Source organism: Streptomyces sp. NPDC048507, from assembly GCF_043199995.1.
Lineage (GTDB): Bacteria > Actinomycetota > Actinomycetes > Streptomycetales > Streptomycetaceae > Streptomyces.
In genome coordinates this window covers 118,348-140,607 of record NZ_JBICWZ010000001.1, presented here as the reverse complement: position 1 = coordinate 140,607, position 22,260 = coordinate 118,348, and the positions used below count along the sequence as shown (strand labels likewise).

Annotated in this window: 20 protein-coding genes; 6 read left to right on the top strand and 14 right to left on the bottom strand. The window is 74.7% G+C overall.

From position 1 onward, the window contains the following. Positions 1-88: 88 nt before the first annotated feature. Both ACGFXC_RS00650 and ACGFXC_RS00645 read left to right on the top strand, forming a co-directional pair. Positions 89-1,564 (top strand): AlkA N-terminal domain-containing protein, encoded by a 1,476-nt coding sequence (locus tag ACGFXC_RS00650; RefSeq protein ID WP_393708129.1) that lies wholly within the window; start codon positions 89-91, stop codon positions 1,562-1,564. A gap of 11 nt (positions 1,565-1,575) precedes the next feature. Continuing rightward, positions 1,576-2,136 carry a methylated-DNA--[protein]-cysteine S-methyltransferase gene (locus ACGFXC_RS00645; protein ID WP_393708127.1) on the top strand — a complete coding sequence of 187 codons (561 nt, stop codon included), beginning with the start codon at positions 1,576-1,578 and terminating at the stop codon, positions 2,134-2,136. On the opposite strand, the gene ACGFXC_RS00640 is transcribed toward ACGFXC_RS00645, so the two are convergent. The 3 genes from ACGFXC_RS00640 to ACGFXC_RS00630 all read right to left on the bottom strand — a co-directional run bounded on the left by ACGFXC_RS00640 (position 2,079) and on the right by ACGFXC_RS00630 (position 4,841). After that, positions 2,079-2,507 (bottom strand): hypothetical protein, encoded by a 429-nt coding sequence (locus tag ACGFXC_RS00640; RefSeq protein WP_393708125.1) that lies wholly within the window; start codon positions 2,505-2,507, stop codon positions 2,079-2,081. The genes ACGFXC_RS00645 and ACGFXC_RS00640 overlap by 58 nt on opposite strands. A 61-nt stretch (positions 2,508-2,568) precedes the next feature. Then, a complete protein-coding gene (locus tag ACGFXC_RS00635) occupies positions 2,569-3,069 on the bottom strand; it encodes an NUDIX domain-containing protein (protein WP_393708123.1) in 501 nt (166 codons plus the stop codon). A 50-nt stretch (positions 3,070-3,119) separates the two neighbouring features. Next, entirely contained in the window at positions 3,120-4,841 is a 1,722-nt protein-coding gene (locus tag ACGFXC_RS00630) for a BCCT family transporter (protein WP_393708122.1), read from the bottom strand. Positions 4,842-4,984: 143 nt separating this feature from the next. Here ACGFXC_RS00630 and ACGFXC_RS00625 point away from each other — a divergent pair, with 143 nt between their 5' ends. Further along, complete coding sequence (locus ACGFXC_RS00625) at positions 4,985-6,133, top strand: glycerate kinase (protein ID WP_393708121.1); 1,149 nt, start codon at positions 4,985-4,987, stop codon at positions 6,131-6,133. A 99-nt stretch (positions 6,134-6,232) separates the two neighbouring features. Here the strand turns inward: ACGFXC_RS00625 and ACGFXC_RS00620 are convergent, their stop codons facing one another. Next, complete coding sequence (locus ACGFXC_RS00620) at positions 6,233-6,829, bottom strand: cysteine hydrolase family protein (RefSeq protein WP_393708119.1); 597 nt, start codon at positions 6,827-6,829, stop codon at positions 6,233-6,235. A 113-nt stretch (positions 6,830-6,942) separates the two neighbouring features. Between ACGFXC_RS00620 and ACGFXC_RS00615 the strand changes: the two genes are divergently transcribed. Then, the gene (locus tag ACGFXC_RS00615; RefSeq protein ID WP_393708118.1) at positions 6,943-7,941 is read left to right on the top strand and encodes a GlxA family transcriptional regulator; all 999 of its coding nucleotides are present in this window, start codon (positions 6,943-6,945) and stop codon (positions 7,939-7,941) included. Next, positions 7,938-10,724: a SpoIIE family protein phosphatase gene (locus ACGFXC_RS00610; protein WP_393708116.1), complete on the top strand. Its 2,787-nt coding sequence runs from the start codon at positions 7,938-7,940 to the stop codon at positions 10,722-10,724. The genes ACGFXC_RS00615 and ACGFXC_RS00610 overlap by 4 nt, the downstream gene beginning before the upstream one ends. Before the next feature lie 31 nt (positions 10,725-10,755). Here the strand turns inward: ACGFXC_RS00610 and ACGFXC_RS00605 are convergent, their stop codons facing one another. The 7 genes from ACGFXC_RS00605 to ACGFXC_RS00575 form a co-directional block, all read right to left on the bottom strand. Further along, positions 10,756-12,813, bottom strand: coding sequence for a SpoIIE family protein phosphatase (locus tag ACGFXC_RS00605; RefSeq protein WP_393708114.1), 2,058 nt, complete (start codon positions 12,811-12,813; stop codon positions 10,756-10,758). A 139-nt stretch (positions 12,814-12,952) separates the two neighbouring features. Beyond that, complete coding sequence (locus ACGFXC_RS00600) at positions 12,953-13,429, bottom strand: DUF3574 domain-containing protein (protein ID WP_393708112.1); 477 nt, start codon at positions 13,427-13,429, stop codon at positions 12,953-12,955. A 130-nt stretch (positions 13,430-13,559) separates the two neighbouring features. After that, positions 13,560-14,495: a DNA-binding protein gene (locus ACGFXC_RS00595; protein WP_393708111.1), complete on the bottom strand. Its 936-nt coding sequence runs from the start codon at positions 14,493-14,495 to the stop codon at positions 13,560-13,562. Further along, positions 14,492-15,712 carry an MAB_1171c family putative transporter gene (locus tag ACGFXC_RS00590; RefSeq protein WP_393708109.1) on the bottom strand — a complete coding sequence of 407 codons (1,221 nt, stop codon included), beginning with the start codon at positions 15,710-15,712 and terminating at the stop codon, positions 14,492-14,494. Before ACGFXC_RS00590 ends, ACGFXC_RS00595 begins: the two co-directional genes overlap by 4 nt. Then, positions 15,709-16,299 (bottom strand): hypothetical protein, encoded by a 591-nt coding sequence (locus ACGFXC_RS00585; RefSeq protein ID WP_393708107.1) that lies wholly within the window; start codon positions 16,297-16,299, stop codon positions 15,709-15,711. The genes ACGFXC_RS00590 and ACGFXC_RS00585 overlap by 4 nt, the downstream gene beginning before the upstream one ends. A 129-nt stretch (positions 16,300-16,428) precedes the next feature. Then, positions 16,429-17,616, bottom strand: coding sequence for an aromatic amino acid transaminase (locus ACGFXC_RS00580; protein ID WP_393708105.1), 1,188 nt, complete (start codon positions 17,614-17,616; stop codon positions 16,429-16,431). Next, the gene (locus ACGFXC_RS00575) at positions 17,609-18,511 is read right to left on the bottom strand and encodes an EamA family transporter (RefSeq protein WP_393708104.1); all 903 of its coding nucleotides are present in this window, start codon (positions 18,509-18,511) and stop codon (positions 17,609-17,611) included. Before ACGFXC_RS00575 ends, ACGFXC_RS00580 begins: the two co-directional genes overlap by 8 nt. 337 nt (positions 18,512-18,848) lie before the next feature. On the opposite strand from ACGFXC_RS00575, the gene ACGFXC_RS00570 reads away from it, so the two are divergent. Next, positions 18,849-19,331 (top strand): Lrp/AsnC family transcriptional regulator, encoded by a 483-nt coding sequence (locus ACGFXC_RS00570; protein WP_393708102.1) that lies wholly within the window; start codon positions 18,849-18,851, stop codon positions 19,329-19,331. Between the two features lie 8 nt (positions 19,332-19,339). On the opposite strand, the gene ACGFXC_RS00565 is transcribed toward ACGFXC_RS00570, so the two are convergent. From ACGFXC_RS00565 to ACGFXC_RS00555, 3 genes are all read right to left on the bottom strand, one after another. Beyond that, entirely contained in the window at positions 19,340-19,861 is a 522-nt protein-coding gene (locus ACGFXC_RS00565) for an O-acetyl-ADP-ribose deacetylase (RefSeq protein WP_393708101.1), read from the bottom strand. Beyond that, positions 19,861-21,279 (bottom strand): phytoene desaturase family protein, encoded by a 1,419-nt coding sequence (locus ACGFXC_RS00560; RefSeq protein ID WP_393708099.1) that lies wholly within the window; start codon positions 21,277-21,279, stop codon positions 19,861-19,863. Before ACGFXC_RS00560 ends, ACGFXC_RS00565 begins: the two co-directional genes overlap by 1 nt. Before the next feature lie 71 nt (positions 21,280-21,350). After that, the gene (locus ACGFXC_RS00555; protein WP_393708098.1) at positions 21,351-22,175 is read right to left on the bottom strand and encodes an inositol monophosphatase family protein; all 825 of its coding nucleotides are present in this window, start codon (positions 22,173-22,175) and stop codon (positions 21,351-21,353) included. Positions 22,176-22,260 lie beyond the last annotated feature (85 nt).

The window sequence follows — 22,260 nt, the reverse complement described above, 5'->3', positions numbered from 1 at the left end:
TCACCGGAGGGGCCCGGACCGGCCCCGCGCTAGGCTTGATGTCGGAAAACCGCCAGCCCGGGCCGGGCCGGAACGGGAAGCTGGACGCATGTACACCGACACCGATCGCTGCGTCAGGGCCGTGCAGTCGAAGGACGCCCGTTTCGACGGGTGGTTCTTCACCGCGGTGCGGACCACCGGGATCTACTGCCGGCCCAGCTGTCCGGCCGTGCCCCCCAAGGTCGAGAACATGAGCTTCCTGCCCAGTGCCGCCGCCTGCCAGCAGGCCGGGTACCGGGCCTGCAAGCGGTGCCGGCCGGACACCAGCCCCGGCTCCCCCGAGTGGAACGCGCGCGCCGACGCCGTCGCCCGGGCGATGCGGCTCATCCAGGACGGGGTCGTCGACCGCGAGGGCGTGCCGGGCCTGGCCGCCCGGCTGGGGTACTCGGCGCGGCAGGTCGAGCGGCAGCTCGGCGCCGAGCTGGGCGCCGGACCGCTGGCCCTGGCCCGGGCCCAGCGCGCGCAGACCGCCCGGGTGCTGATCGAGACCTCCGAGCTGCCCATGGGCGACGTCGCCTTCGCCGCCGGGTTCGCCTCCATCCGCAGCTTCAACGAGACCGTGCGCGAGGTCTTCGCGCTGACCCCCGGCGAGCTGCGCGCCCGGGCGGCGAGGGCCGGGCGGCGCGAGCCCCGGGTGCCCGGGATGATCAGCCTGCGGCTGCCCTTCCGGGCCCCGCTCAACCCCGACAACCTCTTCGGGCACCTGGCGGCGACCGCCGTGCCCGGGGTCGAGGAGTGGCGGGACGGGGCCTACCGGCGGACGCTGAGGCTCCCGTACGGCACCGGCGTGGTCACGCTCACGCCGGGCCCCGAGCACATCGGCTGCCGGCTGGCCCTGACCGACCTGCGGGACCTGACCATCGCCATCAGCCGCTGCCGGTGGATGCTCGACCTGGACGCCGACCCGGAGGCCGTGGACGGCCGGCTGCGCACCGATCCGTTGCTGGCCCCGCTCGTGGACAAGGCTCCCGGGCGCCGGGTCCCCCGTACCGTGGACGCGGCGGAGTTCGCCGTCCGGGCGGTGCTGGGGCAGCAGGTGTCCACCGCGGCCGCGCGCACGCACGCGGCCCGCCTGGTGAGCGCGTACGGGGAGCCCGTGGAGGATCCCCACGGCGGTCTGACGCATCTCTTCCCGAGCCCCGCCGCCCTGGCCGCCCTGGACCCCGGGGCGCTGGCGATGCCGCGCAGCCGCCGTACGACGCTGACGACCCTGGTCGCGGCGCTGGCGGACGGTTCCCTGCCGCTGGGCATCGACAGCGACTGGGAGGAGGCCCGCGCCCGGCTGGACGCGCTGCCCGGCTTCGGACCGTGGACCACCGGGATCATCGCGATGCGGGCACTGGGCGACCCCGACGCGTTCCTGCCGTCCGACCTGGGGGTCCGGCGGGCCGCCCAGGGGCTGGGACTGCCGTCCACCCCGGCCGCCCTGACCGCCCGCGCGGCCGGCTGGCGGCCCTGGCGGGCGTACGCCGTGCAGTACCTGTGGGCCACCGAGGACCACGCCATCAACCACCTCCCCGTCTGAGGAGCGAAGCAATGAACAGCAAAACCCACACCGTCGTCGACAGCCCGCTGGGGCCGCTGACACTCGTGGCCACCGACGGGGTGCTCAGCGCCCTGTACATGAGCGAGCACCGGCACAAGCCGGGCGAGGAGACCTTCGGGGAGCGCGTCCCGGCGGGCGAGGAGCCCTTCGCCGCGGTCGTGCGGGAGCTGACCGCGTACTTCGGCGGCGAGCTGACGCGGTTCACGGTCCCGGTCCGCCTGGAGGGCACGCCCTTCCAGCGCAGCGTCTGGGCGCAGCTCCAGCGGATCCCGTACGGGGAGACCTGGTCCTACGGCAGGCTGGCGGCGGAGCTGGGCAATCCGAACGCCTCGCGGGCCGTGGGCCTGGCCAACGGGAAGAACCCGGTCAGCATCATCGTGCCGTGCCACCGCGTCATCGGTGCCTCGGGCGCGATGACGGGCTACGGCGGCGGCCTGGACCGCAAGGTGCGGCTGCTGGAGCTGGAACGGGAGCCGGGGCGGACCCCCGCCGGTCAGATCACGGCGAGGGGGACCAGGAGCGCGAATCCCGCTCCCGCCTCCACCGCGTAGGCGTAGAGGGACGGGTGCTGGACGGGCGCGGCGAGCAGGACCACGCTCTGCTGGGCGGCGGCCGCCGTCACCCAGTCCCCGTCGGCGCCGAGACGGCCCTGGTACCAGCCTTCGCAGGCGCCGGGGCCGGTGACGGCGAGGAGGTCGTCCTCGCGGCGGTAGAAGGCCTGCCAGCCCTCGGCGGGGGCGGACCAGCCCTCGAAGTCCTCGAAGGGGGACCAGCCCCCTTCGCGTATCGCGGTGTCGAACAGCCAGACCGGGGTGCCCTCTTCGGTGACCTCGCCCCCGGACTGCTGCTCGGTGGTGAAGTGGACCATGGGGAGGGCGTCGGGACCGTCGGCCGTGCTGGGCCAGGCGTACATCGTGATCATCTGCTGATTCTGTCCTGCTCGCAGTGGGCGACGTGATGAACCCCCCGGCCCTGCCGGGGTCTTACGCGGGGTCGGGGCGGCGGCCGTTCTCCAGTTCCACGGTGCCCTCGCCGGATTCCAGGACGCGGCAGGCCTCCTGGGTGCGCAGGCCGAGCGAGCCGAGGAGGTACTCGGGGAGCCGGGCGGGCTCGACGAGCCGCCAGGAGAGGAGTTCCTCCTCCTGGAGCACGATGGAGTCGAGCCGGGCGGCGTCGAGGACGCCGCCGTCGTAGAGGTAGGCCACCATCGGCGGGCGGCCGGCGCCCAGGCTCCAGTCGACGGCGAGGAGCCGGCCGAGGGGGAGGTCGAGGCCGATCTCCTCGGCGCTCTCGCGGCGGGCCGCGGTGCGCGGGGACTCGTCGCGGTCGGACTCGACGGTGCCGCCCGGCAGGGCCCAGCCCTCGCGGTAGTTGGGCTCGACCAGCAGGACGCGGCCCCGCGCGTCGCGGAAGAGGGCGGCCGCGCCGGCCAGCACCCGAGGCAGGCTCGCGATGTAGTCGGCGTAGTCATCGGTGGTGGTCACGCGGCCACCCTAACCGGCCGCCCGGGCCGGGGCGGCGGGCGGCCCCGCGATCATCCCTCCGGGGGGCGGCCGTCGTCCTCGCGGTCGCGTCCCCTGGACTCGGCGACGCGCCGCAGCCGGGGGTGGCGGGCGGTGCCCTGCTCGGTGATGGCGTCGCCGACCATCGCCTTGACGGCGTCGCGCAGTCCGTGGTGGGCGTGGTGACGGGCGGGCCCGGCGCCGGGGTCCTCGCGCAGTTCCGTCACCAGGGCCCAGCACAGTACGAGCATGACGATGACGAAGGGCAGCGCGACCAGGATGGTGGCGGTCTGGAGGGACTGCAGGCCGCCCGCGACGAGCAGGACGGCGGCCACGGCGGCCATCAGGACGCCCCAGGTGACGACGAGCCAGGTCGGCGGGTTCAGCGAGCCCCGGCTGGTGAGCGAGCCCATGACCAGGGAGGCGGAGTCGGCGCTGGTGACGAAGTACGTCATGACCAGGATCATCGCCACCCAGGAGGTGACGGTGCCGAGCGGGAGCGCGTCGAGCATCGCGAAGAGCGAGGCCTCGGTGCCCTCCTTGATCTTGACGGCGAGGTCGGCGGCGCCCGTGGACTGCAGGCGGATGGCGGTGCCGCCCATGACGCAGAACCAGACGACGGTCGCGCCGCTGGGCACCAGCAGGACGCCGATGAGGAACTCGCGGATGGTGCGGCCGCGGGAGATCCGGGCGATGAAGGTGCCGACGAAGGGGGCCCAGGACAGCCACCACGCCCAGTAGAAGATGGTCCAGGCGCCCAGCCAGGCGCTGTCGGTGAACGCGCCGGTGCGGCTGGCCATGGGCAGCAGTTCGTGCAGGTAGCCGCCGACGCTGGAGGGGATCACGTCCAGGACGTAGACGGTGGGGCCGAGCACGAAGACGAAGAGCATCAGGACGGCGGCGAGGACGATGTTGATGGTGCTCAGCCACTTGACGCCCTTGTGCAGGCCGGAGAAGGCGGAGAGCACGAAGGCGGCGGACAGCGAGCCGATGATGATCAGCTCGACGCTGGTGGAGTCCTCGACTCCGGTGGTGATGCTGAGGCCCTTGGAGACCTGGAGGGCGCCGAGGCCGAGGCTGGTGGCGGTGCCGAAGACGGTGGCGAAGACGGCGAGCAGGTCGATGGCCTTGCCGGCCGGGCCGTCGGCCCGCTCCTGCCCGATCAGCGGGACGAAGGCGGAACTGAGGCGGTTGCCGCGGCCCTTGCGGAAGGTCGCGTAGGCGAGGGCGAGTCCGGCGATGCCGTAGATGGCCCAGGGGGTGAGCGTCCAGTGGAAGAACGAGTACTCCATGGCCGCGAGCGCGGCCCCGCCGGTGCCCGGGGCGGCACCGGAAGCGGGCGGCGGGTTCAGGAAGTGGGTCAGCGGTTCGCCCACGCCGTAGAACATCAGGCCGATGCCCATGCCGGCGCTGAACATCATCGCGATCCACGCGAGGTTGGTGAACTCGGGTTCGGAGTCGTCGGCGCCGAGCCGGATCCGGCCGAAGCGGCTGACGGCGAGGACCACGCACATGACGAGGAACACGTCGGCGGCGATCACGAACAGCCAGGCGAAGTTGTTCAGCACCCAGGCGAGGGCCGTGCCGGTCGCGGTGTCGAAGGAGTCCTTGCCCAGGGCCGCCCAGGCGACGACGGCCAGCACGGCGATCACCCCGATGGTGACGACGGTGTGGTCGGGCGTGCCGTCCACCTGGCCGTCCCGCCCCCCTCCCGGGGGATGTGGAGGTGACTGTTCCAGCGAATCCGTGCTCATGCGGCCACACTATGCAGACGTATATGCCTATTTAGGGGCATGGCGCGCCGGGTGTGGCCCAGGCCACCCATGGGCATAGGAGGATCCTCCGGATAGGCTCATGGGGGCGCGACTGCACTGTTCGATAGCAAGGGATTAGCAAGGTGACGGACGGAGCAGTAACTGAGACCGCGCGCGTGCTCATCGCCGCGGACAAATTCAAGGGCTCGCTCACGGCCGTTCAGGTCGCGGAGCGGGTGACGGCCGGGCTCCGCAAGGCCGTACCCGGCGTGGAGATCGAGACCCTCCCCGTCGCGGACGGCGGCGACGGTACGGTCGCGGCCGCCGTCGCGGCCGGTTTCGAACGCCGGGAGGTACGGGTCACCGGACCCCTCGGCGACCAGGTCACGGCCGCCTTCGCACTGCGCGAGGGCACCGCGGTGGTCGAGATGGCGGAGGCCTCCGGGCTCCAGCTGCTGCCGGCGGGTACCTTCGCCGCGCTGACGGCGACCACGTACGGCTCCGGCGAGCTGCTCAAGGCCGCGCTGGACGCGGGCGCGCGCTCGATCGTCTTCGGCGTGGGCGGCAGCGCCACCACCGACGGCGGCGCGGGCATGCTGGCGGCGCTGGGCGCGGTCTTCCTGGACGCGGACGGCGAACCCGTCGGCCCAGGCGGCGGCGCGCTGGCCGCGCTGGCCTCGGCCGACCTGACCGGGATCGACCCCCGCTTCGCGGAGGTGGAGTTCGTCCTGGCCAGCGATGTGGACAACCCGCTGACGGGCCCCAAGGGCGCGCCCGCGGTCTACGGCCCGCAGAAGGGCGCCTCGCCCGAGGACGTGGCGACGCTCGACGCGGCGCTGGCTCACTTCGCGGTGGTGCTGGAGAAGTCGGTCGGCCCGAAGGCCGCCGAGTGCGCGGTGCTGCCGGGCGCGGGCGGGGCGGGCGGCATCGGATACGGCGCGCTGCTGCTCGGGGCCACGTTCCGGCCCGGCATCGAGCTGATGCTGGAGGTGCTGGGCTTCGCCCCGGCGCTGGAGCGCGCCACGCTGGTGATCACGGGTGAGGGGTCGCTGGACGAGCAGACCCTGCACGGCAAGGCCCCGGCGGGCGTGGCGGCCGCGGCACGGGCGGCGGGCAAGCCGGTCGTGGCGGTCTGCGGCCGTCTGCTGCTGGACCAGGCGGCCCTGGAGGCCGCCGGCATCCGCAAGGCGTACCCGCTGACGGACCTGGAGCCCGACCCGGCCAAGTCCATCCCGAACGCGGGACCGCTGCTGGAGCGGGTCGCGGAGAACATCGCCGCCGACGTGCTCTGAGTCCCGCACGTACGCACGCACGCTTGCCGGTACGGCCGAGGCCCGGCGCCCCCACCACGGGGGCGCCGGGCCCCGGCCTTTTCCGGGCGTCCGGGGTGCCTACGGCCGGGCGCGGGAGGCGGCGAGCAGGGCCGCCGTGGTCACCACCCGGGCGAAGCCGCCGCCCTGGAGGTTGACGGCGGTGGCGGTGGCCAGCTCGTCGGCGGTCAGGGACAGCCCCGCCGGGCCCGCGAGGTCGAAGGTGTGGGTGGCGTCGAGCGGGACGAGGACGTCGTAGCCGAGGTTCCCGGCCATACGGGCGGTCGTCTCGACGCACATGTTGGTCTGGATCCCGATGACGACCAGCTGGCCGATGCCGCGGGCGGTCAGCCATTCGGCCAGGTCGGGGGTGCCGTAGAAGGCCGAGTTGACGGTCTTGGTGATGACCGGGGCGTCCCCCCGGCGTTCCTCCACGAGGTGCTTGAAGGCGTGGCCCGGCCCGTCCGGCGCCAGGACGGAGCCGGGGCGCACCGAAGCGTGCCGGACGAGGACGACGGGACGGTCCGACGCGTGCCAGGCGTCCATCAGCGCGGCGATGTTCTCCTCGGCGGCCGGGTTGTTGCGCGGGCCCCAGAAGGAGGCGTCGTCGAAGCCCTTCTGGACGTCGATGACGATCAGGGCGCTGTCGGGGGCGATCTCGATCGCGTGCTCGTTCATGGCTCCATCGTGGCCGCGGGGCGGGATGCGCCCCAGGGGCTCCGGAGACCCGAAGCGATGGGATCCTGCCAGTATGGCAGTCAGTCCGGATGCGGTTCTGGCAGAGTGGCGGCATGCACCGCGTCGCGATCGTGGCCCAGCCCGGGATCCGGAGCTTCGACCTCGCCGTCATCACCGAGGTCTGGGGACCGGACCGGAGCCGCAGCGGGGTGCCCCCCTTCGAACTGCGCCGCTGCGCCCTGGAGCCCGGACCGATCGCCCTGCCCGGCGGGCTGACCCTCGCCCCCGACCGGGGCCTCGACTGGCTCAGCGTCGCCGACCTGGTCGTCGTACCGGCCCTGGCCGATCCCGCCGACCCGACCCCCGGGCCGGTCCTGGCCGCGCTGCGGGCGGCGCACGCCCGCGGGGTGCCGGTGGCCGCCCTGTGCGCGGGGGCCTTCGTCCTCGCGGAAGCCGGGCTGCTGGACGGGCGGCGCGCCGTCACCCACTGGTGGCTCGCCCCGCAGCTCGCCGCCCGCTACCCGCGGGTGCTGGTCGAGGAAGCCCCGCTCTACGTGGAGGACGACGGGCTGTGGACCTCCGCCGGGGTGGCCTCCGGGATCGACCTGTGCCTGCACCTGGTGCGCGAGGCCCACGGCGCGGAGGCGGCCGCCGCCATCGCCCGCTCGATGGTCACCGGCCCCTTCCGCACCGGGAACCACGCCCAGTACCTGGACCGGCCCACCCCCGCGGCGGACCGGACCGCCGAGGCGCTGGCCGCCGTACGGGAGCAGGCGCTGCGCCGGCTGCACGAGCCGCTGGACGTGCCCACGCTGGCCCGCTGGGCGGGCATGTCCCCGCGCTCCTTCGCCCGGCACTTCGCGGCGGCCACCGGCACCACCCCGCACCGATGGCTGCTCGGCCACCGTCTGGACGCGGCCCGCAGACTGCTGGAGCGCACCGATCACCCGGTGCCCGAAGTGGCCCGTCGGGCCGGGTTCGCCAGCGAGGTCACCTTCCGCCAGCACTTCGCCGCGCACGTCGGCGTGAGCCCGCGCGCGTACCGCCTGGCGGCGGGCGCCGCATCCGCCACCGCCCCTGCGGGCGGCGACAGTGTTAGAAAGGGCTCATGACCGGACGTTCGGGTCGAAGCGGGGAAGCGCGGCCGGTGAGCCTGCTCGCGCGCCTTTCGCTGGCCCGGCGCAGTCTCGCCGGGCAGGTCTTCGCGCTCGAAGCGGTCATCGTGCTGGTGCTGATCACGGCCGCCACCCTGGCCCTGGTCTTCCAGGCCCGTTACGACAGCCAGCAGGACGCCCGCCACCGCTCGCTGGCCGCCGCCGAGGCCTTCGCCCACGCCCCCGGCCTGCCCGCCGCACTGGCCTCCGCCGACCCGACCGCGGCCCTGCAGTCCCGGGCCGAGGGCGCCCGCCGGGCCTCGGGCGTCGACTTCATCGCCGTCCTGTCCAGGGACGGAGTCCGCTACACCGACTCCCGGCCCGATCTGATCGGCCAGCGCACCACGGGCGACCTCGCCCGGGCGCTCGCCGGCCAGCCGTTCACGGAGGTCTTCACGGGCAAGCCCAGTGACGCGGTGCGCGCCGTGGTCCCCGTACGCGACGACCGGGGGGCGGTCGTCGGGCTGGTCTCGACCGGCATCGAGGTGCAGAACGTCGGCCAGGCGCTGCGCGGCCAGCTCCCGCTGCTGCTCGGCTCCGCCGCCGGCGCCCTGCTCCTGGGCACGGGCGGCGCGGCCCTGGTCAGCCGGCGGCTGCGGCGCCAGACGCGGGGGCTGGGGCCCACCGAGATGGCCCGGATGAACGAACACCACGAGGCGGTGCTGCACGCGGTCCGCGAGGGCGTGCTCATCGTCGACGCCGGCCACCGGCTGCTGCTCGCCAACGACGAGGCCCGCCGGCTGCTGGACCTGCCGTCCGACGCCGAGCAGCGCCACGTGGGCGACCTGGGCCTGGATCCGGGCATGACCGAGCTGCTGGTCTCCGGCCGGGTCGCCACCGACGAGGTCCACCTCGCGGGCGACCGGCTGCTGGCGGTCAACGTCCGGCCCACCAAGGCCTTCGGCGGCCGGCCCTCGGGCAGCGTCATGACCCTGCGCGACACCACCGAGCTCGCGTCGCTGTCCGGCCGCGCCGAGGTGGCCCGGGAGCGCCTCCAGCTCCTCTACGACGCCGGGGTGCGGATCGGCACCACCCTGGACGTGGTGCGCACCGCCGAGGAGCTGTCGGAGGTGGCGGTCCCCCGGTTCGCGGACTTCGTCACCGTCGAGCTGCTGGAGCCGGTGCTGCGCGGGGACGAGCCCACGCCGGCCCCCGGGATGCACACCTCGATGCGCCGGGCGGCGATGACCGGGGTGCGCTCCGACCAGCCGCTCCAGCCGGTCGGGGACCTGATCCGGTTCGTGGTGCCGACGGCCCCGATGTCAGCGGCCCTGGACGCCGGGCGCGGGGTGCTCGCCCCCGACCTCAACGCCGCCATGGGCTGGCGGGCCCAGGACGCCGACGGGACCCGGGTGGCCCTGGACTACGGGCTGCACTCGCTGATCTCCGTACCGCTCCAGGCGCGCGGCGTGGTCCTCGGCATGGCCAACTTCTGGCGGGCCGCCGACACCCCCGAGGCCTTCGACGAGGAAGACCTGTCCTTCGCCGAGGAGCTGGGGGCCCGGGCGGCCGTCTCGATCGACAACGCCCGCCGCTACACCCGGGAGCACGCCACCGCGGTGACGCTCCAGCGCAGCCTGCTGCCCCGGGTGCTGCCGGAGGTCAGCGCGGTGGACGTGGCCTTCCGCTACCTGCCCGCGAAGGCCGGGGTGGGCGGCGACTGGTTCGACGTGATCCCGCTGCCGGGGGCCCGGGTGGCGCTGGTGGTGGGCGACGTGGTGGGGCACGGCGTGCACGCGGCGGCCACGATGGGCCGGCTGCGCACGGCCGTGCACAACTTCTCGACGCTGGACATGCCGCCCGACGAGCTGCTGGGGCACCTGGACGAGCTGATCGACCGGATCGACCAGATGGAGAGCGCCGAGCCCGGCCCCGGGGATCCCGAGGGCCAGGAGGTCGAGGACACCGCCGGGATCACCGGCGCCACCTGCCTGTACGCCGTCTACGACCCGGTCTCCGGAGTGTGCGCCATGGCCAGCGCCGGGCACCCCGGGCCCGCCCTGGTGCACGCCGACGGGCGGGTGGAGTTCCCCGCGCTGCCGACGGGGCTCCCCCTCGGGGTGGGCGGCATGCCCTTCGAGGCGGCCACGCTGCGGCTGTCCGAGGGGAGCCGGCTGGTGCTGTTCACCGACGGGCTGCTGGAGGACCGCGACCGGGAGTTCGACACCGGCCTGGCGCTCCTCGGCGAGACCCTGGCGCGGCCGGGCCGCAGCCCGGACGAGGCCTGCTCGGACGTGCTGGACGCGCTGCTGTTCCCGTCGCCGAGCGACGACATCGCGCTGCTGGTCGCCGACACCCGGCGGCTGGAGCCGTCGCGGATCGCCGAGTGGGAGGTGCCCGGCGATCCGGTGGCCGTCTCCCGGGTGCGCCGGGAGGCGGCGGCTCAGCTGGTCGCGTGGGGGCTGGAGGAGGTCTCCTTCTCCGCCGAGCTGGTGCTCAGCGAGCTGACCACCAATGCCATCCGGTACGGGAACGCGCCGATCCGGGTCCGGCTGCTGCACGACCGGAACCTGATCTGCGAGGTGTCCGACGGCAGCAGCACCTCCCCGCACCTGCGGTACGCCGCCACGACGGACGAGGGCGGCCGCGGGCTGTTCCTCGTCGCGCAGTACGCCGAACGGTGGGGGACGCGCTACACGGAGCGCGGCAAGGTCATCTGGGCGGAGCTGTCCCCGGCCGGGGGCGGCGAGCCGGCGCCGGCGGTGGTGGACCTGGACGCGCTGGAGGACCTGGCCTGGTGACCGTGCCGGGCTCCCGGCGCGGGGCCGGGGGTCAGAGCGGACGGGTACGGGCCAGCAGGACCGCCACGTCGTCCTGGGGGGCCGCGGGGAGCAGTCCGGCCAGGATGCCCTCGCAGAGTTCCTCCAGGGGCTCCTTGACCTGCCCCAGGGCCCGCGCGAGGCGTCCCATGCCCTCGTCGAGGTCCCGGTCGCGGGTTTCGATGAGGCCGTCGGTGTAGAGGGCGAGCAGGCTGCCCGGCGGCAGGGGGACCTCCTCGGTGCGGAAGTCCCGGCCGCCGGTGCCCAGCGGGGTCCCGGGCGGGGCGTGCAGGAAGGTGACGGTGCCGTCGGGGCCGGCCACGGCGGGCGGCGGGTGTCCGGCGCGGGCGATGAGGCAGCCGCCGGCGGCCGGGTCGTGGACGGCGTAGACGCAGGTGGCCATCTCGTCCTCGCCGAGGTCGGCGACGACGGCGTCCAGGGAGCCGAGCATCCGGTCGGGCGGCACGTCGTGGCGGGCGAGGGTGCGCACGGCGGTGCGCAGCTGTCCCATGACGGCGGCCGCGTGGATGCCGTGGCCCATCACGTCGCCGATGACCAGGCCGGTGCGGCCGCCGGGCAGCTGGATGACGTCGAACCAGTCGCCGCCGACGTCGTGGTCGCTGGCGGGCAGGTAGCGGCCGGTGAGTTCGAGGCCGGGGACCTCGGGCAGGGCGCTGTTGGAGAGGCTGCGCTGGAGGGTGAGGGCGGCCCGGCGCTGGGTGGTGTACATCCGGGCGTTGTCGATGTTGAGGGCGGCGCGGTTGACGAGCTCGTCGATGAGGACGCAGTCCTGGTCGTCGAAGGCCTCCCGGCCGCGCAGCCGGGTCACGGCGACGGCGCCGAGGACCTTGCCGCGGGCGACCAGGGGCACCATGCGGGCGCAGCCGAGGGTGGCGAGGTAGGCGCGCAGGGCGCCGGCCCGGGGGTCGGTGACCAGGGCGGGGATGTCGGCGCGGAACAGGTTCATCGGGAGGCCGTCGGCGATGACCCGTTCGTAGGCGGTCCCGGCCGGGATCCGCAGGGTCTGGCCGACCTTGAGCCGGGAGGTGGGGGCGAAGGGGTCGGGGAAGGCGGCGGCGAGGCGGCGCAGCAGGCCGTGGCCGGAGACGCCCGCCTCGTCCGGTTCGAGGACCGTTTCGAGGAGCTGTACGTCGGCCGAGTCCGCGAGCTGCGGCACCAGCAGGTCGACGATCTCCTGGGCGGTCTGGCGCAGGTCCAGGGTGGTGCCGATGCGGGTGCCCGCCTCGGCGAGGACGGCGAAGCGGGAGCGGGCGCGTTCGGCCTCCAGCAGGGCCCGCTGGCCCTCGGTGATGTCGATCAGGGAGGCGATCAGGCCCAGGGGGCGGCCGCTGCCGTCGAGGAGCGGGGCGTAGGAACAGGACCAGGTGTGGTCGTGGTCGGGGTCGGAGGGGGTGCGGCCGGTGCGGCGGATGTCCACGACGGCCTTTCCGCACTCCAGCACCCGGCGCATGGTGGCCTCCAGCGCGTCGGCGTTGACACCGGGGACGACCTCGGTGAGGCGTTTGCCGAGGTGGTCGGCGGCGGGGACGCCGTTCATCCGGGCGAGGGCGTCGTTGACCCGCAGGAAGCGCAGGTCGGGGCCGAGGGTGGCGAGGCCGATCGGGGACTGCGTGAACAGGCTCTGCAGGGCGGCGAGGGAGTCCCGCATGTGCAGGACCTCGGACGTCTCGACGGCGATGAGCATGGCACCGGGCCGGCCCTGCGGGTCGGCGGCGGGCACGATCCACATCTCCATGACCACCTGGTGGCCGTCGCGGTGGCGCACGGGCAGGGTCCCGACGACGGTCTCCCCCGCCTGGACGCGGCGGGTCAGGTCCTCGGCGAGTTCGCGGTTGGCGTCGGGGACGAGCACGGCGGCGCCGGGCCGTCCGAGGATGTCCTCGGGCGGGTGGCCGAGCAGGTCCTGGGCGGCGAGCGACCATTCGACGACGCGGCCGTCGGCGTCCTCCCGCCACAGGGCGATGGGCAGCAGCTCGCGCAGCACGCCCGCGTACCCGACGGCCGCCGCCGGCGGATCGGGCACCTCGCTCGTCGACTGGTACGTGTCCAATGCACCGACCTCACCCCGGGGGGTCCGATTCCTACCGATTCACCCTATCCGAGGGCTCGGCGCGGGGCGCTGCGTCGGCCGGCGCCTGCCGGACCCGTGCGAACGGATCCGGCAGGCGTCCGGCAGGCGTCCGGCAGGCTCAGAAGTCGACCTGCGCGCGCACGTCCGCCCGGCCCACCGACTCCAGCTCCCAGGTCTTGCAGTACAGCTTGCGGATGTACTCGATGTCCGCGTTGCGGGCGCGGGACTCGCGCACCGGGTACAGCACGGTGAGCTCGTACGATCTCTCGCGGTTGATGTCGCCCTCCTTGTCGCGCCACTGGCCGCGGGCCTCCTGGAGGGTGAGCCCGGAGGGGAAGCGGGGGGTGATCACGTCGGCGACGAACTTCATGAACTGCTCCTCCGTGATCGGCGGGTTGCCGTTGTGCCGCCCGGTGCCGAAGTAGAGATGCGTCGAGATGTACGGACTGCCCTCCTCGGCGACGTTCTGCTCGCTCGCCGCCGTGGCCGTGCGCGTGCCGAAGGCGGCCTCCGACGCGGGTCCGCCCAGCGCGAAGAGCAGGGCCGCGGCGGCCAGCAGGGCGGCCGCGGGCGTCGAGATCCGGATGGGTCGCATGTCGTGGTCCTGTCTGTGGTGTCCGTGGTGCCGTGGTGTGGGTCGTGGACGTCGTCGGGGGGGGGCGTGCGGGCGGGCCGGGCAGCGCGGGGGTGTCCGGCCCCCCGGCGGCGCGGGCGGGCGCGGGCGGTCAGGCGGGCAGCGACTCCAGCAGGAAGGCCGCCGCGTCCCGCACCCCGCCCGGGGCCCCCGGCCTCCGGCGCAGGGCCGCCGCCGTCCGGGCGAGGCGCTCGGTGGCCCGGACGGAGCCGATGCCCGCCGCGCGGGGCGCCAGCCGCGCGATCAGGTCCTCCGCCTCCCGCCACGCCCCGGCCCCGGCCAGCGCGGCCAGCAGCTCCGCGGTGAACAGGTGCCGGTAGGCGGGCCCGGGCGCGGCGACCGCCTCGTACAGCAGCGGGACGGCCCGGTCCCAGCGGCGCAGCCGGGCCTGCACCCAGCCGTGGTGGCCGAGGAGCTCCGCCTCGTCGATCCACCACGCCCAGTGCGGGTCCCGGCGGGAGGGGCCGTCCAGGAAGCGGCTGCGGGCCCGGGCCATCAGCTCCAGGGGCTTCCGGTGCGCGCCGAGCAGTGCGGTCGCGTGCGCGCGCCGCACCAGGACCAGGCTGGTGACCCGGGCGGGCAGCGGGCGCGGCCCGGCCACCCGCTCCGCGCTGCGCAGGGCGGCGCGCGGGCGGCCCGTGTGGGCGGTGAGCATGCTGTGGTTGAGCAGGACCAGCCGGGCCGTCCAGCGGTCCCCGCACAGCCGGGCCAGACCCAGGGCCCGGGCGTTCATCCGGTGGGCGGGGCGGTAGCGGCCCGCGTCGAAGAGGATCCAGCCGATCACCTCGCACAGTTCGGCGAGGGCGGCGAGCCGGTCGGCGTCCTGGCCGCGCAGCGCCGCCGGGTCGGCCGACAGTTCCGGGATCCGCGACGCGGCCTCCCGTACGGCGGGCACGGCGGCGGTGGCGCCGCGACCGGAGTCGAGGGCCACCAGACGGCCGGCCTCGGCGAGGGCCTCGGCCGCGGAGACGGGCGGGCCCACGGGCGGGCGCGGCGGGGGCCCGCCGGGGCGTCCGGGGCGGGTCATGACAGCAGGCCGGCGCCGACCGGCCCGGGGCGGCTCTGGCCGAGGGCCTCGAAGGAGTCCGCCACCCGGGTCAGCCACTCCACCTCGTCGCGGAAGTCCTCGTAGGGCGGCCGCGCCGGGATGTCGGACTCGGCGTCGGCGCGCTCGGCCCGCTCGGCGCGCTCTTCGGCGGGCCGGCTCAGCACGGCGCGCACCTGGAGCGCCTCGCCGAGCGGGGTGGTGGGGTCCTGGGGGAGGTCCAGGGAACGGGCGACGCGGGAGAACTCGGCCATCGAGAGGGCGGTGCGCAGGATCAGCTGGCCGTCGCGTATCTCGATCACGCGCCGGTAGAGGCTGTACTGGGGGTCGCGGGGCGGGACCAGGTCGCCGAGCCAGGACCGCGGGGGGTCCAGGGCGATGTCGGGCGACGCCTGGTAGAGCGCCCACCACAGGGGCCGCAGCCGCAGGTAGGAGCGGTAGCTGCGGAGCCAGCCGCGGGCGCGGGTGAGGTGGATGCCCCAGGACGGGATGGTCCAGCCGGCGATCTGCAGCAGGGCGCCGACGCTGCCGCTCGTCCACTGGACCGGGTCGAGGGCGTCGGCGGAGTAGTGCAGCCGGGTGCCGGCGATCTGGATGCCCCGGGTGACGCAGTAGACGAGGATCATGGCGGCGCCGACGGTGACCGTGCGCATGCCGACCTTGAGCCACTGCCGGTTGGCCATCGAGGTGAAGCGCAGCGACAGCCGCACCGTCTCGAACTGCCCCACGGCGCAGACCAGCAGGTAGAAGGTCATGTAGAGGGCGTACTCGCCGTGCTGGATGCTGAGCAGGATCGTGGAGGTGGCCGTCTCCGAGTGCGCCACGGGGCCGGCGTAGAAGGAGGACACCACCAGCACGGCGAGGGCGGCCCCGAAACCGAGCACGCGGCGGCGTGCCATGCGCGGGGCCTCGGCGGGCGGCGCCGACCAGTAGACGAGGACGACCTGCTGGGCGGCGGTGAGCACGACCACCGCGGCCTGGGTGATCAGCGAGGTGATGTTCGCCAGCCCGAAGAAGGCGGAGATGTGCAGCCGCAGCTGGTCCAGGTCGACGAGGAAGCTGACGCCGGAGCACAGGAAGTAGGTGCACAGCGCCCACAGGGCGATGTCGTGGCGGCGGCGCAGCAGGTCGGGCAGGCGGTAGCCGAAGGCGGCGAGGCCCACGAAGGCGCAGACCCACGCGAGGATCGTGTAGATCACACGGGCCCCTGGTCGGGCCGGCCCAGACCGCGCTCGATGCGGGCCACGATCTCCGCGGCCTCCGCGGGGACGCCCCAGGCCGGTTCGGTCCAGCGCTTCGCGGCGCGCGCCAGGATGAGGGAGGCCATCGTCTCGGCCTCCTGCTCCTCGTCGTCGCTGTAGCGGGAGCGCATCAGGATGCTCCGCACGGCTTCCGGTTCGACGTCGGGGAGCAGCCGGCCCGGGCCGGCCGGACCGGTCTGGTCCAGGCGTACGGAGCCGCTGTGGTCGAAGGCGATGTGCGCGAGTTCGTGCGCGATGATGTGCTCTTTGTGGGAGGGCGTCGCCGCCTGCTCGAACACGATGACGTCGAAGTCGTCCATCTTCAGCCAGATTCCGAACAGGTGGCGTTCGGGAAAGGGCGTGGCCATCACGTGGATGGGCCGCTCGCGCCGTTCGCTGAGGCGGCGCAGCAACTCGTCTATTCCACAGCCGTGTTCCATGCCCCACTCTTCGAGCAGGGCCTCACAGGTCTGACGGACCTTCTTGAGGCGGCGGCGCAGCCGCCTGTCCTCCGACACCGGTAACGCGGAGCCAGGTAACTTCATCCCTCAGTCCTCCGGCGAACCCAGCGGTCGGACAACGCGGCCATGATGCCACACACCCAACTGGCGGCCACCCGACGCACGTTCTATCCGGCCACTCCCCCGCCCCGGGGCGAGGGGGCGCCGGGAGGCTCAGCGCGAGCCGAGGACCGCCGCGACGCCCCGGGCCAGGCAGGGAACCCGGTCGGCGGGGAGGCCCGCGATGTTGACGCGGCCGGAGGTGGTGCCGTAGATCGCGTGTTCCCGGCGCAGCCGCAGCATTTCCCGCGAAGTGAGCGGCAGCATCGAGAACATCCCGCGCTGGCGGGCGAGCGAGCGGGCCGCCCTCCCGTGGCCGGCCGCGTCCAGACGGGCGGCCAGTTCCCCGCGGTTGGCCTCGATCCGGGCGCGCATGACCTCCAGTTCCTCCCGCCAGAGCGTGCGCAGGTCCGCGTCCTCCAGGATCGCCGTCACGACGGCGGCGCCGTGTTCGGGCGGCATCGAGTACAGCGTGCGGGCGGCGTTCTGCAGCGCCGTCTCGGCGTGCCGCACCGAACGGCCGGACGCGCCGAGGACGATGGCGCAGCCGGTGCGGTCGCTGTAGAGGCCGAAATTCTTCGAGCAGCTCACCGCGACCAGCATCTCCGGCACCCGCGCGGCCAGCAGGCGCGTGGGCGCGAGGTCGGCCTCCAGCCCGTCGCCGAGACCGTGGTAGGCGAGGTCGACGAAGGGCACCCAGCCGTCGCGGACGGCGAGTGCGGCCAGCGCCGTCCAGTCCTCGGCGGACGGATCGGCCCCGGTGGGGTTGTGGCAGCAGCCCTGGAGCAGGACGACGTCGTCACGCCGCGCCCGCCCCAGCTCGCGCAGCACCCCGGCGGAGTCGAAGCCGCCCTCGGGGTCGCACCAGCCGTAGGTGCGCACCCGCAGCCCGGCGGCCTCCAGGATGGGCCGGTGGTTGACGTACGCCGGGTCGCTGATCCACACCGTGGTGCCCGGGCGGGTCCGGCAGATCAGGTCGGCCAGCAGGCGCAGCGCGCCGGAGCCCGCGACGGTCTGGACGGCCGCCGCCCGCTCCGCCCCTTCCCCGGGGCCGAGCACCATGCTCAGCAGGGCCCGGTTGAAAGCGGCGTTGCCGGACAGCCCCCGGTACTCCTTGGACTCCGAACGCTCCGCGAGCCGGATCTCCGCCTGCCGTACGGCGGCCATCACCGGCGTCCGGCCGGTGTGGTCGCGGTAGACGCCGAGGACCAGGTTGAGCCGCTCGGCGCGCTCGTCACAGCCGTACTCGTACGTGAGGTCCCACAGCGGGTCGGTGGGCGGCGGGGGAAGGAGCTCAAGCATCTGCGGGGACCTCGGGGCGCGGGAGCGGACGGGCGGCGGGGGCGGCGGGGCGGCGGTTGGCGAGGACCACGCCGACGGTGATGAGGGGGACGCCGATCAGCACGGCGGCGGTCGGGGATTCGCCGAGCACCGGGACGGCGAGGAGGACGACGGCGACGGGGCTGAGGCTGCCGACGACGGAGCTGCGCTCGGCGCCCAGCCTGCGGATGGCGAAGGCGTACAGCAGACCGGCGCAGAGCCCGACGCCGAGCCCCTGCACCACGAGGAACAGCGCGATGTCGGTGCCCGCCGCGTGGGCGAGGCCGGTCGGGAGCACCCCGGCCAGCACCAGCAGGCCGATGACGGCGAAGGAGGGCAGGCAGAGCAGGCCGATCGAGCCGACCGGGTCGAGCCCGACGTCGCGCAGGCCCACCGTGTACAGGGCCCACAGCCCGCTGGCCACCAGCAGGGTGCCGGCGCCCTCCAGAACGGCGGCGTCGACGGGGACGACGTAGCGCCAGACGAGGGCGGCCACTCCGGCGGCGATCAGGACGAGCCCGCCGGCCTGGGTGCCCCGGGGCACGCCGCGGCCCCGGGCGGTCATCAGCGCCGCGACGAACAGGGGGACCATGCCGGGGACGATCGACCCGACGAAGGCGGCCGAGGTGAGGGCGCCGCCGTGCATGGCGGCGAGGAAGAACGGCACTCCCGCACCGCAGACGATCTTGGCGGCGGGGCCCGGCCGGACGGCCGCGATGGCCCGCCGGCGTTTCCACAGGGCGGGGAGCAGGACGACCAGGGGCACGCCGAAGCGCAGCAGGGCGGCGTCGGCGGGCAGCAGGGTGGAGGAGCTCAGGGCGCGGGCGCTGAGGGCGAAGGCGGCCCAGATGGCCACCGTCACGAACAGCGCGGCCATGCCCTCGGCCTGCGTTGACAGGCGGGGGACGCCCCGGCGGAACGGCCGGGGGGTGAACCGGCGGGCCGGCCGGGGGGAAGGCCCGCGCCTGCCGGGGTCACCGGCACGCGGGCCCGCCTCGTCGGGGGACGTGGCCGCTCGGGTGGTGTTCGTCGCGACCAAGGAAAACTCCAGCCTCCGGGGCCCGGACCGGTCCGGTCCGTGCTCCCGCAACGCTAGGGCTTCGGCCGGGGCAGCCGATTGCCAGTTCTGCCTCTCGGACATACGTTTGGGGCAGGATCTGCCACGGAACGCCGGGGCGGCACCGGAATGAGCCGAGGAGCGCCGGAGCGTGGCCATGGACGCCGTCGATCTGCAGATCATCCGGGAGTTGCAGGCCGACGGCCGGCTCTCCAACCAGGACCTCGCCGACCGGGTGCGGCTGTCCCCCTCGCCCTGTCTGCGGCGGGTCCGGCGGCTGGAGGAGGCGGGCCTGATCCGCGGCTACACGGCGATGGTCGACCAGGTCGCCTTCGGGCTGCCGGTCACCGTGTTCGTCCGCATCCGCCTGGAGCGGCACACCGCGGAGGCGGTCGCCGCCTTCGAGGAGCACGTGGCGGTGATCGAGCACATCCAGGACTGCTACCTGATGGCGGGCAGCAGCGACTACCTGCTGCGCGTCGTCATCGAGGACCTGGAGGCCTACGAGTCCCTCGTGCGCCACCGCGTCCACGCCATTCCGGGCATCGCCTCCATCGAGTCGAGCTTCGCGTTCGGCAGCGTGAAGCAGTCCCGGACCTACCCCCGGCCCAGTCCGGGCAGCGCCTCCCGGCGGCCCTGAACCGGCCGTCAGGGCCCGTCGGCCGCGACCGCGGCCGCGAAGGCCGCGTACGCCGTCTCGTCGAAGAGCACGAAGCGGACCTCCTCGACGTCGGTGCGCGCCGCCCGGACCGTCTCGACGGCGATCCGGGCCCCGTCGGCCATGGGCCAGCCGTAGACGCCGGTCGAGACGGCGGGGAACGCCACGGTCCGGGCGCCCAGGCCGTCGGCGACCCGCAGCGACTCGCGGTAGCAGGAGGCGAGCAGCGCCGAGCGGTCCTCCTCCCGGGACCAGACCGGTCCGACCGTGTGGATGACGTGCCCGGCGGGCAGCCGGCCGGCCGTGGTGGCGACGGCGCGGCCGGTGGGCAGGCCCTTGCCGTAGTGGGAGCGCCGCAGGTCCTCGCAGGCGGCGAGGATCTCCGGGCCGCCGCGGCGGTGGATCGCTCCGTCCACCCCGCCGCCGCCGAGCAGCGAGGAGTTCGCGGCGTTGACGATCGCGTCGGCCGGCTCGGCGGTGATGTCGCCCCGGACCAGGGTGATGCGGACCATCAGGATGCCTTTCGCAGGTGGCGCCAGACCGCCTTGGCGGCGTTGTGCCCGGACATCCCGTGGACGCCCGGGCCGGGCGGGGTGGCGGAGGAGCAGAGGAAGACGGCCGGGTGGGCCGTGGAGTACGGGGACGGGGTGATCTTCGGCCGCAGCAGCAGCTGGAGGCCGGAGGTGGCGCCGCAGGCGATGTCCCCGCCGACGTAGTTGGGGTTGCGGGCCGCGAGCTGCGGCGGACCGGCGGTGGCGCGGGCCAGCACCAGGTCGCGGAAGCCCGGGGCGAAGCGCTCCAGCTGCCGCTCGACGGCGTCGGTGAGGTCTCCGTCCCAGCCCGCGGGAACGTGCCCGTACGCCCAGAAGACGTGCTTGCCGCGGGGGGCCCGGCCGGGATCGACCAGGCTGGGCTGGGCGGTGATCAGGAACGGGGTGCGGGGCGCGCGGCCGCCCGAGGCCAGTTGGAGGGCGGCGTCGATGTCACGGGTGGTGGGCCCGATCTGTACGGTGCCGGCCCGGCGCGGGGCCTCGGCGGTCCACGGCACCGGCCCGTCCAGCGCGTAGTCGAGCTTGAAGACGGAAGGCCCGTACCGGTATCCGTCGTAGGCGCGGCCGAGGCGGGCGATCCGCGCGAGGGCGGTCGGTGAGGTGTCGAAGACGTACGCGCGGGCGGGCGGCAGGTCGTCGAGGCGCTTGACCTCGAAGCCGGTGTGCACGCTGCCGCCGAGGTCCGCCAGGTACGCGGCGAGCGCGTCGGAGATCGACTGCGAGCCGCCGCGCGGCAGCGGCCAGCCGCCGGCGTGCGCGGCGAGGGCGAAGACCAGGCCGACGGCGCCGGTGCCGATCCCGCCCAGCGGGGCGTTGACGTGCGCCACGAGACCGGCGAACAGGGCGCGCGCCCGCTCGTCGCGGAAGCGGCGCAGCAGCCAGGTGGACGGCGGCAGGCCGGTCAGGCCGAAGCGGGCCAGGGTCAGCGGGTCCCGGGGCAGGGCGGTGCCCGGCAGCGACATGAAGTCCCGGGCGAGGGTGTCCCACTTGCCGAGGTACGGCTGCACCAGGCGGCGGTAGGCGCCCGCGTCACGGGGCCCGAAGGAGGCCGCGGTCTCGGCGACGGAGCGGGCGAGGACCGCGGCCGTGCCGTCGTCGAAGGGGTGCGCCATGGGCAGCGGGGCGTGCAGCCACTCCAGCCCGTAGCGGCCCAGCGGCATGGTCGCGAAGACCGGGGAGCCGGCGCCCAGCGGGTGCACCGCCGAACAGGGGTCGTGGCGGAAGCCGGGGAGGGTCAGCTCCTCGGTGCGGGCCCCGCCGCCGATGCCGTCCGCCGCCTCGAACACGGCAACGGAGCGGCCCCGCCGGGCCAGTTCGACGGCGGCCGTCAGGCCGTTGGGCCCCGCCCCCACCACGACTGCGTCGAGAATCGACGACACTGACAGCTCCTTCGTCCGGCGGCGGCCTCTGCCCCCAGGATATGGCGCCCGTCCAGGACGGCTCCTCCCGGTCACTCGCCCCGCAGCAGCCCGCGCACCCGCAGCATGGTGGTCTCGTCCCGGCCCACGGCGAAGGGCAGGGCGTTGTCGCGGTCCACCCGGAAGGGGACCCCGTCGACGGTGGACTGCGCGCCGCCCGCCTCGGCGACGAGCAGCAGTCCGGCCGCGTGGTCCCAGGCCGACGGCCACGTGAAGGCCAGGGCGTCCATCTCGCCGCGGGCCACCTTGAGGTACTCCAGCCCCGCCGAACCGCACGGCCGGGCGGCGACGCCGGGCACGTCCAGCCGCTCCAGGGTCCGCTTGTCCTCGTCGGAGGTGTAGAGGGGATGGGCCATCGCCACCCGCAGCGCGGCCCCGGGCGGCGGGGAACCGGCCGTGATGCGCTCGCCGTTGACGAACGCGCCCTGGCCGCGCACCGCGGTCGCCAGCTCGTCCAGCGCCGGGGCGAAGGTCCAGGAGGCGAGTATCTCCCCGCGCAGGGCCAGCGCCACCAGGGTGCAGAAGCCCGGGTCGCCGTTCACGAACTGGCGGGTGCCGTCGACGGGGTCGACGATCCAGACCGGCGCGTCGGCGCGCAGCGCCCCGTACACCCCGGGGTCGGCGTGGACGGCTTCCTCACCGACCACCGCCGAGCCCGGCAGCAGCCGGGTCAGCTCGGCCGTCAGGTGCTCCTCGGCCCGCCGGTCGGCGATGGTCACCAGGTCGTGGGGGCCGCTCTTCTGGTCGACTTCGTGCGCGGCGAGCTGCCGGAATCTCGGCATGATCTCGACCGCCGCGGCCTTGCGGACGGCCTCTTCGACAGCGGACAGGTCACGGGCCAGAAATTCATCGATCATGCCCCCATCACATCACGCCCCGCTGACAAACCCCACCGGCATTCCCGTCGCCGTCCCGCACACCGGGTGTACTCCCGGTGAACCG